The organism is Bacillus sp. ISL-75 (assembly GCF_018613095.1).
The window spans coordinates 1-10,772 of the sequence record NZ_JAGGQX010000020.1 but is presented as its reverse complement, the minus strand read 5'-3'; the positions used below and the strand labels follow the sequence as shown (position 1 = coordinate 10,772).

The 10,772-nt window shown below is 42.3% G+C and carries 10 protein-coding genes, 2 rRNA genes and 1 riboswitch; all 12 genes read right to left on the bottom strand.

The features are described from left to right. Positions 1 to 7 precede the first annotated feature (7 nt). Positions 8 to 1,420 (bottom strand): amidophosphoribosyltransferase, encoded by a 1,413-nt coding sequence (gene purF / locus J7E63_RS09330; RefSeq protein ID WP_215011325.1) that lies wholly within the window; start codon positions 1,418 to 1,420, stop codon positions 8 to 10. Continuing rightward, entirely contained in the window at positions 1,396 to 3,621 is a 2,226-nt protein-coding gene (gene purL / locus J7E63_RS09325; RefSeq protein ID WP_215011323.1) for a phosphoribosylformylglycinamidine synthase subunit PurL, read from the bottom strand. The genes purF and purL overlap by 25 nt, the downstream gene beginning before the upstream one ends. Then, on the bottom strand, positions 3,605 to 4,288 hold the full coding sequence (purQ, locus tag J7E63_RS09320; protein ID WP_214998035.1) for a phosphoribosylformylglycinamidine synthase subunit PurQ: 684 nt from the start codon (positions 4,286 to 4,288) through the stop codon (positions 3,605 to 3,607). The genes purL and purQ overlap by 17 nt, the downstream gene beginning before the upstream one ends. Then, positions 4,285 to 4,539 carry a phosphoribosylformylglycinamidine synthase subunit PurS gene (purS, locus tag J7E63_RS09315; RefSeq protein WP_215011321.1) on the bottom strand — a complete coding sequence of 85 codons (255 nt, stop codon included), beginning with the start codon at positions 4,537 to 4,539 and terminating at the stop codon, positions 4,285 to 4,287. The genes purQ and purS overlap by 4 nt, the downstream gene beginning before the upstream one ends. Next, positions 4,532 to 5,245: a phosphoribosylaminoimidazolesuccinocarboxamide synthase gene (gene purC, locus J7E63_RS09310; RefSeq protein WP_098934681.1), complete on the bottom strand. Its 714-nt coding sequence runs from the start codon at positions 5,243 to 5,245 to the stop codon at positions 4,532 to 4,534. Before purC ends, purS begins: the two co-directional genes overlap by 8 nt. A gap of 103 nt (positions 5,246 to 5,348) precedes the next feature. Further along, positions 5,349 to 6,647 (bottom strand): adenylosuccinate lyase, encoded by a 1,299-nt coding sequence (gene purB / locus J7E63_RS09305; protein ID WP_088085139.1) that lies wholly within the window; start codon positions 6,645 to 6,647, stop codon positions 5,349 to 5,351. Between the two features lie 3 nt (positions 6,648 to 6,650). Next, entirely contained in the window at positions 6,651 to 7,799 is a 1,149-nt protein-coding gene (gene purK / locus J7E63_RS09300) for a 5-(carboxyamino)imidazole ribonucleotide synthase (RefSeq protein WP_215011319.1), read from the bottom strand. Beyond that, a complete protein-coding gene (gene purE / locus J7E63_RS09295; protein WP_215011317.1) occupies positions 7,792 to 8,280 on the bottom strand; it encodes a 5-(carboxyamino)imidazole ribonucleotide mutase in 489 nt (162 codons plus the stop codon). The genes purK and purE overlap by 8 nt, the downstream gene beginning before the upstream one ends. A gap of 113 nt (positions 8,281 to 8,393) precedes the next feature. Further along, positions 8,394 to 8,495: riboswitch (purine riboswitch) on the bottom strand. Positions 8,496 to 8,590: 95 nt separating this feature from the next. After that, the gene (locus tag J7E63_RS09290) at positions 8,591 to 8,788 is read right to left on the bottom strand and encodes an NETI motif-containing protein (protein WP_215011315.1); all 198 of its coding nucleotides are present in this window, start codon (positions 8,786 to 8,788) and stop codon (positions 8,591 to 8,593) included. Positions 8,789 to 8,815: 27 nt separating this feature from the next. Further along, complete coding sequence (locus J7E63_RS09285) at positions 8,816 to 9,676, bottom strand: mechanosensitive ion channel family protein (RefSeq protein WP_215011313.1); 861 nt, start codon at positions 9,674 to 9,676, stop codon at positions 8,816 to 8,818. A gap of 688 nt (positions 9,677 to 10,364) precedes the next feature. Continuing rightward, positions 10,365 to 10,481: ribosomal RNA gene (rrf, locus tag J7E63_RS09280) — 5S ribosomal RNA — on the bottom strand. A gap of 199 nt (positions 10,482 to 10,680) precedes the next feature. After that, positions 10,681 to 10,772, bottom strand: a 23S ribosomal RNA gene (locus J7E63_RS09275); the annotation flags it as partial.

Here is a 10,772-nt window from a genome sequence, read left to right as displayed (position 1 = left end):
GCCCCTTCTACTTTTGGTAATAATATTGGAGTGTGTCAGGGTAAATTTCGGTTGGGTAATTTCCGGTAAAACAGCCAAGGCAATAACCGCTTGTGCCGTCCCCATCTTTTCTACCAATCGCTTCGATCATTCCCTCCACGCTAATAAACGTTAGCGTGTCCGCACCAATCAGTTCTCTCATTTCTTCGATCGATTTATCAGAGGCAATCAATTCTTCTTTTGTCGAGGTATCAATTCCATAGAAGCACGGATTTTTAATCGGAGGAGAAGTAATGACCACGTGAACCTCTGTTGCTCCTGCGTCTTTTAGCATCGTGACAATCCGCCTGCTTGTTGTTCCTCGAACAATCGAATCGTCCACCATCACGACTCTCTTTCCTTCTACTACGCCACGTACAGGGGAAAGCTTCATTTTTACCCCTTGCTCTCGTAACGATTGAGAAGGCTGGATGAACGTCCTTCCGACATAGCGGTTTTTGACTAATCCCATTTCATAAGGAATTCCCGTTGCTTCCGCATAACCAATCGCCGCTGAAATACTAGAATCCGGTACACCTGTGACGACATCCGCCTCAAACGGGGCTTCTACTGCCATTCTTTTCCCGAGGTTTTTACGGGCGGTATGAACGTTGATTCCTTGAATGTTACTGTCCGGTCTTGAAAAATAAATATATTCCATCGTACAAATAGCTTTCGTTGTACTTACAGCGAATTGTTCAGAAGTTATGCCCTCATCATTGATAATTAATAGTTCCCCCGGGCGAATATCGCGAATATATTCCGCACCTATTACATCAAAAGCACAGGTTTCTGATGCAACAATATAGGCATCACCAAGGCATCCGAGCGAAAGAGGTCTTAAGCCGTGCGGATCAAGTGCCACCATTAATTCGTTTTCTGTCATAATAAGGTAGGCATACGCCCCTTTTAACATCGAGAGTGCGTTTTTGGCACGGTCCCTTGAATCAGCATAACCGCTTCTTTTCATAAGGTGAGCTAAAACCTCAGTATCAGAGCTGGTTTGAAAAATACTCCCTTGAGCCTCAAGCTGATGTTTTAATGAGTTCACATTAACTAGGTTGCCGTTATGTGCAAGGGCAAGACTTCCCATTTGTGAATGAAACAAGAGCGGCTGAACATTTTCGTACCCGCCGCCGCCTGCTGTTGCATACCGAACGTGTCCAATCGCTGCAGTACCTGTCAATTCCTTCATGGCACTAGCCGTAAAGATTTCGGACACGAGCCCTTCACCCTTTACGCCTTTTAGCTTACTTCCATCAGATACAACAATACCTGTTCCTTCCTGGCCGCGATGCTGAAGGCTGTGAAGTCCGTAATAGGTAAGCTGTGCTGCGTCTACATGTCCCCAAACCCCAAAAATTCCACACTCTTCATTTAATCCCTTGATTTCAGGTAACATGGGATCGCCCCTTTCCAGGCATCTTTTAATTCTTCAATTGAAGCTTCAAGTACGGTTGACTCACCCATTGTGATTTGCAATTTAGCTGTATCATTCACTAAACCGATTTGTACTGCGTCTACTAAGCTTTCAAATTCAAGCTTATCTTCTTCTTTTACCGACAAAAGGAAACGAGATTGTGTTTCACTGAATAAGGCAGAAACTAGGTTCCCCGCTATTTCTACTTCCGCTCCAAGCTTTTCATTCGCAAAAAGACATTCAGCTAACCCAACGGCTAAACCGCCTTCTGATAGGTCATGAGCTGATTGAACCAATCCTTCACGAATCGCAGCTAGGACCTGATTCTGTCTTTCTTTTTCAATCGTTATATTTAATTCAGGGGCTTTACCGAACACCTTTCCGTTCAGAAGCTTTTGCAGTTCACTGCCGCCGAATTCATCCTTTGTCTCCCCGACTAAATAAATAAGGTTGCCGCTATTTTTAAAGTGCTGTGTCGTAATATGATCAATATCGGTTACTAAACCAACCATCCCGACGACTGGTGTTGGATAGATCGCTGTTCCACTTGTTTCGTTATATAAAGAGACGTTTCCACCAATTACCGGTGTCTCAAGAACACGGCAGGCTTCGCTCATGCCATCAGCAGCTTTTTCAATCTGCCAGAACACTTCTGGTTTTTCCGGGTTTCCGAAATTTAGGTTGTCTGTAATCGCTAATGGTTCCGCACCAGAACAAACAATATTGCGGGCTGCTTCTGCCACGGCGATCTTCCCACCCATTTCTGGATCTAAATAGACATAGCGGGAATTACAATCCGTTGTCATCGCTAATGCTTTCCTTGTTCCGCGAATTCTAACAACGGCAGCATCTGATCCTGGGGAAACGACTGTATTGGTACGCACCATGTAATCGTACTGCTCATACACCCATTCCTTACTTGCAACAGTTGGCTGACATAAAATTTGTAAAAGCGTTTCTTTCACATCATCTACCTGTGGAATTTCGTTCTCCATCGCCTGGAATTCTTTAAAATAGCTTGGTTCTTTTGACGGTTTTTGGTAAACCGGTGCATCTTCCGCTAACGCATCAGCCGGAACGTCCGCAACGATTTCCCCGTTATGAATGAGACGAAGCTGTTTATCGCTTGTTACTGTCCCGATACCAACTGCTTCAAGTCCGTATTTTTCAAAAAGCTCGACGATTTCTTGTTCTCTACCTTTTTTCACGACGATGAGCATCCGTTCTTGGGATTCAGACAACATCATTTCGTAAGCAGACATCCCTGTTTCCCGCTGTGGAACCAAGTCTAAATTCATTTCAATTCCCATTCCTGCTTTACTGGCCATTTCCGCAGATGAGCTGACAAGTCCCGCTGCACCCATGTCCTGAATACCAACAAGTGCATCAAAATGAATTAATTCTAAGCAGGCTTCAAGCAGTAATTTTTCCATAAATGGGTCGCCTACTTGAACTGCAGGACGATCCTCATTGGATTGTTCCGTTAATTCCTCGGAAGCAAAGGTTGCACCATGAATTCCGTCTCGGCCAGTTTTAGCCCCAACATACATAACAGTATTGCCTTCACCATGTGCTTGCCCTTTTTTAATGTCCTTATGGTCAATTAGTCCAACACACATGGCATTGACTAACGGATTTCCTTCATAGCAAGGGTCGAATTGGATTTCGCCGCCAACTGTTGGAATTCCAATACAGTTGCCATAGCCGGCAATCCCTGCAACGACCTCTTTAAATAAATAGCGTACCCGGGCGGAGTCTAGTTCACCAAAGCGAAGCGAGTTTAACATAGCGATTGGTCTTGCTCCCATCGAGAAAACATCGCGGATAATACCGCCTACGCCGGTTGCTGCTCCTTGATATGGTTCAATAGCTGATGGGTGATTATGACTTTCTATTTTAAAAACAACAGCCTGTTCATCGCCGATATCGACGATACCCGCACCTTCACCAGGTCCTTGTAAAACTCGTTCCCCTGTAATCGGGAACTTTCTAAGAATCGGCTTCGAATTTTTGTAGCTGCAATGTTCCGACCACATGACGGAAAATAAACCTGTTTCGGTATAATTCGGTGTACGTCCAAGAATGTTTTCAACCATTGCAAATTCTTCGTCGGACAAACCCATTTGCTGATATATTTTTTCTGCTTTGATCTGGTTAGGATTTGGTTCAAGCGTTGACAACATGTGCTTCCCTCCAAGCTTTTACAATCGATTGGAACATTTTCAGTCCATCGGCGCCGCCTAATAGTTCATCTACTGCTCTTTCCGGGTGTGGCATCATCCCAAGAACATTTCCTTTTTCATTGGTAATTCCAGCGATATCAGCAAGACTACCGTTCGGATTCTGATTATAGGTAAAAACAATTTGATTATTTTCTTTCAGCTTCGCAAGTGTTTCCTCGTCACAATAGTAATTTCCTTCACCGTGCGCAACAGGGACAACAATAGATTCCCCTTTGCTGTATTCAGAGGTAAACATCGTCTGATTGTTTTCTACTTTTAACTCAACAGGCTTACAAATAAATGAGAGGCTTTCGTTTCGTCTCATAGCCCCTGGAAGTAACCCTGCTTCGAGCAGAATTTGAAATCCGTTACATACTCCAAGAACCGGCTTTCCTGCTTCTGCCGCTTTGATGACTTCTTTCATAACATTACTAAATCTAGCAATAGCTCCAGTGCGCAAATAGTCACCATAAGAAAAGCCGCCTGGAAGCAAAATTCCATCAAATTCTTCTAAGCTTTCGGAATCATGCCAAACATATTCAACTTGCTCTCCAAGTTCATCTTGAATGGCATGAAACATATCAACGTCACAATTTGATCCTGGGAAGACGATGACCGCAAATTTCACAGAGTAACACACTCCTCTACTTCGTAACGGTAATCTTCAATGACCGGATTAGCTAAAAGATTGATACAGATTTCATTGATCACTTCATTAATATCCCGATCTGATTTTTCAATCGTTAACTCCATATATTTCCCGATTCGGACATCGGCTACTTCCTTATAGTTTAGAGAATGTAACGAGTTGGTTACCGCTTTCCCCTGTGGGTCTAATACACTTTCTCTTAACGTGACAAATACCTTTACTTTATACATGCTGACGTCCTCCCAATCTCGCTAAAATATTTTCGTAAGCATCTGTTAAACTTCCTAAATCACGGCGGAATACATCCTTATCGAGCTTTTCATTGGTTTCTTTATCCCATAGCCTGCAGGTGTCGGGGGAAATTTCATCGGCAAGTAATATTTGACCGTCCTTGTCTTTTCCAAACTCTAGTTTAAAATCGATGAGACGTATGCCAAGTTCATTGAAGAAGCTTGATAAAACTGTATTAATTTGGAGTGCTTTTTCTCGTAAAATTGCTGCATCCTCTTCAGTCGCAACTTGCAGTTCAAGGATGTGATCTAATGTTACAAGCGGATCTCCAAGTTCATCGTTTTTCAGGTAAAACTCAACAATCGGCGTCGATAATTCGCGGCCCTCTTCGATTCCCAATCTATTTGCAAGGCTTCCTGCCGCGATATTTCGAACAACTACTTCAAGCGGAATGATGGTTACTTTTTTCACCAATTGTTCTATTTCAGATATACGCTCGATAAAGTGGGATTCAATTCCCTGTTCTTTAAGTTTTAAAAATAACAAACTAGTAATCTCGTTATTTAAACGGCCTTTTCCTGTGATGTCAGCCTTCTTTTGTCCGTTATAGGCAGTTGCTGAATCCTTATACTCAACCAAAACAATCTGTTCGTCGTCTGTTGCATAAATTCGTTTCGCTTTTCCTTCGTATAAAGGTTTTTTCATTGTAGAAACGCCTCCTATATTGCAATATTGGGAATCTTCTTACTAGGCGAGGGGCATGAGTGCCCCTGCTCTCGCCTTTTTTATGTTTTAGTCACATGTCCCTTTACTCATTCAACCCTAAGCGGTCAAAAATTGTATCTACATGTTGAAGATGATAGCTATAATCAAAACAATCGGCAATTTCAGCACTAGATAGCAGCGAAGTAATTTTATCCTCTGCTTCAATTAAGCTGCGGAAAGGAACTTGTTTCTCCCATGCTTCCATCGCCTTTGGCTGTACTGTGTCATAAGCTTCTTCGCGTGATAGCCCCTTATCAATCAGTGCAAGCAACACACGTTGGGAATAAATCAACCCGAGGGTACGATCCATGTTGCGCTTCATATTTTCCGGATAAACGGTTAGGTTCTTCACAATGTTACCAAAGCGGTTCAACATATAATTCAAAGCAATCGTGGCATCTGGCAAAATAATCCGTTCCGCAGATGAGTGAGAGATATCACGTTCATGCCAAAGCGGTACATTTTCATAAGCCGTCATCATATAGCCACGAATCACGCGGGCCAAACCGGTCATATTTTCCGAACCAATTGGATTTCGTTTATGCGGCATTGCCGAAGATCCCTTTTGTCCTTTTGCAAAAAACTCTTCTACCTCACGAGTTTCACTCTTTTGCAGACCGCGAACCTCAACAGCGAATTTCTCAATAGAAGTTGCAATCAAAGCAAGCGTCGACATGTAGTGGGCATGGCGGTCGCGCTGCAAGGTTTGCGTCGAAATCGGCGCCCGTTGCAACCCCAATTTTTCACAAACATACTGTTCTACAAACGGATTAATATTCGCGTATGTCCCCACCGCACCTGAAATCTTTCCGAACTCGATACCCTCGGCCGCTTGTCTAAAGCGCTCCAAGTTCCGTTTCATTTCTTCATACCAAAGGGCAAGCTTTAAACCAAATGTGGTCGGCTCTGCATGAACTCCGTGCGTCCGTCCCATCATTACCGTTAATTTATGTTCCTTGGCTTTATTTTTTAATATCTCAACAAAGTTTTCTAAGTCTTTTTGTAAAATCGCATTGGCCTGCTTTAATAAATAAGAAAGGGCCGTATCAACCACATCTGTTGACGTTAGGCCGTAATGGACCCATTTCCGCTCTTCCCCTAATGTTTCGGATACAGCGCGGGTGAACGCAACCACGTCGTGCCGTGTTTCCTCTTCGATCTCTTTAATGCGGTCAATATTAAAAGAGGCATTTTCACGAAGTTTCTTAACATCTTCCTTTGGAATATCCCCAAGTTCCGCCCATGCTTCACATGCAAGGATTTCCACCTCAAGCCAAGCATTAAAGCGGTTTTCCTCTGTCCAAATAGCTCCCATTTCAGGTCTAGTATAACGATCAATCATGTTTTATCCCCCGATCTTTTCTTTTGTTTTTTTCCAGATGCTGCTTTCATTAATTTCCGCAAGAGCCGCTTCGACACTCTCTCGCAAAATCGTCACATGGCCCATTTTCCGTTTGATTTTTGGTTCTATTTTTCCATATAAATGAATCTTCCAGTCATTCAAAGTCGGAATTTCCTCATATAGGTTTTCAAGATGCTCTCCTAATAGGTTAACCATAACAGCCGGTTTTAATAGCCCCGTTCTCCCTAGCGGCCAATTACAGATCGCACGGATATGCTGCTCGAACTGTGACGTTTCACAAGCTTCAATTGAGAAATGGCCAGAATTATGCGGCCGTGGCGCCAATTCATTTATATAAATGGTTCCATCACTAGTCAAAAACATTTCGACAGCAAGCGTCCCGACTAATTGTAACGAATCGGCCAGCTTCTTTGCCAGTTGAATAGCTTCTCTTTGTAAAACTTGTGAAATTCGTGCAGGAACAATTGTCGTATCTAAAATATTTTCTTCATGAATGTTTTCAGCGACTGGAAAAAATGTCGTTTCACCATCAAGCTTTCGTGTCACAATCACAGATATCTCTTTTTCAAAGGGAATCCATTTTTCTACTACACAGGCACCATGTTTTAGAAGGGGTTCGCCCTTCGATAAATCCTGCGGTTCCCTAATCACCAGTTGTCCCTTCCCGTCATAACCGCCTCTTGCCGTTTTCAGGACAGCCGGGTAACCGATGATGTTAATTTTTAAAAATAAATCCTCCATGCTGTTGACCACTTCATATGGTGCAACTTCAACACCTGCTTGTTGGATGGCTGCTTTCTCCTTAATCCTGTCCTGCGTGACCGTTAACAGCCGCGGCCCTTGCGGCACATAAGCTTGATCACATAACCAGTCTAATGTATCTGCATCAATGTTTTCAAATTCATATGTGATGACATCACTAACTTCTGCTAATTTACCGATGGCTTTGCGATCATCATAAGCCCCAATGACTTCAATATCTGCGACTTGTCCGCACGGAGAATCTTCCGTCGGTTCTAATACCGCAATTCGAAAGCCTTGAGCCTTTGCCGCTAGAGCCATCATACGACCAAGTTGGCCGCCGCCGATAATTCCTATCGTTGCTCCTGGTAAAATCGTTTGGTTAGACAAGTTGATCACTACTTTCCAGTACCTCTTGTTTAGTTGCTTCTCTTCTTGCTTCTATTTTTCCAGCTAATTCAGCGTCACCCGTTGCTAAAATTTGTGCAGCTAGTAAACCTGCATTCACTGCACCCGCTTTGCCAATCGCGACTGTTGCTACAGGTACACCACCCGGCATTTGGACGATAGACAACAAAGAATCCAATCCCTTTAATGCCTGTGTTTGTACGGGAACACCGATGACCGGCAAGATGGTTTGTGAAGCTACCATTCCGGGAAGGTGCGCCGCACCTCCGGCTCCGGCAATAATCACCTTTAAACCTCTATCTCTGGCTTCCTTCGCATATGTAAACATCAAATCAGGTGTCCGATGGGCTGATACCACTTTTTTTTCATAAGCAATTTCTAACTGGTCGAGAACCTCACAAGTATATTTCATTGTTTCCCAATCCGATTTACTCCCCATGATAACTCCAACAAGAATGGACATCGCTAATCCTCCTTTTTTACCTAAATAAAAAGCCCGAACAAATAGCTTCTCATGAAAGAGAAAGCCATTTGTTCGGGCATAACAATAGAAAGGGGCCAGCCCTTAATCTACCGAACATATTGACTTTCCCTCATAGTCCAATAATTTACGGTTATTGGGTAGAAACTTATGGGCCATATCCCCATGGATATACGAGGGTAAAGATAAATTGTTTGTTGTTTAAATCACTTCTATATATTACAATCAACTCATTAAGGTGTCAATAAATAAATCGAACGTTATTTTCAAATAGAACTATAATGTTCGTGTTTTACTCTGTTACTATGCCTTCAAAGATGATTTGGCGTGCTACAGGCTCATAAATAGTTTCGCTGCCTTTTTTTATTTCTTGAAAAATTGGCTTCTCCGTTCGGCGTACGGGCGTATATCCCAACTTTTTCATTCTATTCAAGCATTCCTCAATACTTTCGTTTTCATGTACCTCAAATTGCATTTTCTTTTTACCCATTGACACTAATTACCTCCATTTCCACCTTTAATTTCTCTCTCTAAGTAAGGCATTTTCTACCTCTCTTAATAACATAGTGTCTTCTGCCAATTTTATTTCGTAATCAAACAGGGTTTGAGCAATAATCCTTCTTGCTCCTTTTGCCGCATCCCAGTAATAGGCATCATCCACAAGACCCGTTACCGTGTATTCTATCCCTCGATAACCCGAATTGATTGTAGTCATCCCATATACTTTGAACGGCTCTATAACACAATTGGAATGGTCTAACTTTAAACATGGTTTGTGTACTTCATTCATTTTTTCACACGCAATCTCAAGAATCTCAAACACCCTTTCAGGATTTTCCCGATAGCTTACCACTACTCTTTCAATCACACGCATTTGATCGATATTAAAATTGTGAATCTGTTCTACTTCTCCATTGCTTATCGTTAAAACCTTTCCACTCCATTCTCTAATCTTTATGAACCTTAATCCTATATCCACAACCGTTCCATTAAAGGTATTATTGATTGTGATAAAATCGCCTTTATGCAGCTGCTTTTCATAAATTAAGAAAATACCTGAGAGAATATCTTTGATTAAGCTTTGCGCCCCAAACCCAACGATTACCCCGACAACCCCTGCCCCAGCAAGAATTCTTCCAAAATTACTTACATATTGGGATATCGCAAAAAAGATGAAACTAATCGTAACTGTGTATTTTGTTAAAGAGCGGATCATGCTTTCAATCGTTTGCTCTTTTCGTTCCTCAATGAAATGGGTTTTTAGAAAGAAATTATGAACCGTTTTATTTATGATTAAAACAATGACCCTTGCAATAACAGCAGCTATTAGAATACTTATCAATTTATAGCGATGCAGCAATTCCATCCAATCCATCATATCACCCACTTGTCTTCCAATCATACTTAGTGTTTGCAATATTTGTTGATACAAACAATTGATGGAAAAATAATTTTATTAAACACAAAAAAGAACAACTTTTTCAGGTTGTCCTTGATTTGCTCCTGGTAAGGTTTACTGCCACTGGGAGGCGGATACGATCTCCATCGCTTTTTTCTTTTTGCATTGCTCCAGTATCTTTTTTTGTGACCAGTCCAGGGTTTTACCTCTCCACTCGTGGAGTTTTGTCCTTCGAATTCCTTACGATAGACATTTTGCCTCTTCACTGGTGGAATCTTGTCCTTCGGAACCTCTACGATAGACATTTTTCCTGTTCTCTTATGGAGTTTTGTCCTTCGGAACCTCTACGATAGACATTTTTCCTGTTCTCTTGTGGAGTTTTGTCCTTCGGAACCTCTACGATAGACATTTTTCCTGTTCTCTTGTGGAGTTTTGTCCTTCGGAACCTCTACGATAGACATTTTTCCTGTTCTCTTGTGGAGTTTTGTCCTTCGAGACCCCTACGATAGACATTTTTCCTGTTCTCTTATGGAGTTTTGTCCTTCGGAACTTTATAATAGACACTTTACTCGTTAACGGGCATGGCGATACTAAATCATCTCAAACCAAACAATTTTCTCCCCATCACAAACAAAAAAGAACAACCTATTCAGGTTGTCCTTGATTTGCCTGGCAACGTCCTACTCTCACAGGGACGCGTGTCCCAACTACCATCGGCGCTGAGAAGCTTAACTTCCGTGTTCGGTATGGGAACGGGTGTGACCTTCTCGCCATTACTGCCAGACTATTTTTTTAGAGGATTCATTCCCTCAAAACTAGATAATACAGAAGAAGTTTGTAAAACGAGTGTGCCTTAAAATTGTCCAGCTGCGGCTCCTAACTTCTCGGCCGTTTCGATCTGTCCCTCCAAATCCAAAACCAGGATTTGCAGTGCCAGCTCTCCAACGTCTGTCGAAGTTGAACAGTCGCCTCCGCTTTTCGTATTGGTTAAGTCCTCGAACGATTAGTATCAGTCAGCTCCACATGTTACCACGCTTCCACCTCTGACCTATCAACCTGATCATCTTTCAGGGAT

What these genes read in the sequence shown, in the direction of transcription:
- purE (WP_215011317.1), bottom strand. Translation starts at nt 8,280, where the DNA reads ATGTCCATTCTTGTTGGAGTTATCATGGGGAGTAAATCGGATTGGGAA.
- J7E63_RS09285 (WP_215011313.1), bottom strand. Translation starts at nt 9,676, where the DNA reads ATGATGGATTGGATGGAATTGCTGCATCGCTATAAATTGATAAGTATT.
- J7E63_RS09290 (WP_215011315.1), bottom strand. Translation starts at nt 8,788, where the DNA reads ATGGGTAAAAAGAAAATGCAATTTGAGGTACATGAAAACGAAAGTATT.
- purS (WP_215011321.1), bottom strand. Translation starts at nt 4,539, where the DNA reads ATGTATAAAGTAAAGGTATTTGTCACGTTAAGAGAAAGTGTATTAGAC.
- purF (WP_215011325.1), bottom strand. Translation starts at nt 1,420, where the DNA reads ATGTTACCTGAAATCAAGGGATTAAATGAAGAGTGTGGAATTTTTGGG.
- purB (WP_088085139.1), bottom strand. Translation starts at nt 6,647, where the DNA reads ATGATTGATCGTTATACTAGACCTGAAATGGGAGCTATTTGGACAGAG.
- purL (WP_215011323.1), bottom strand. Translation starts at nt 3,621, where the DNA reads ATGTTGTCAACGCTTGAACCAAATCCTAACCAGATCAAAGCAGAAAAA.
- purC (WP_098934681.1), bottom strand. Translation starts at nt 5,245, where the DNA reads ATGAAAAAACCTTTATACGAAGGAAAAGCGAAACGAATTTATGCAACA.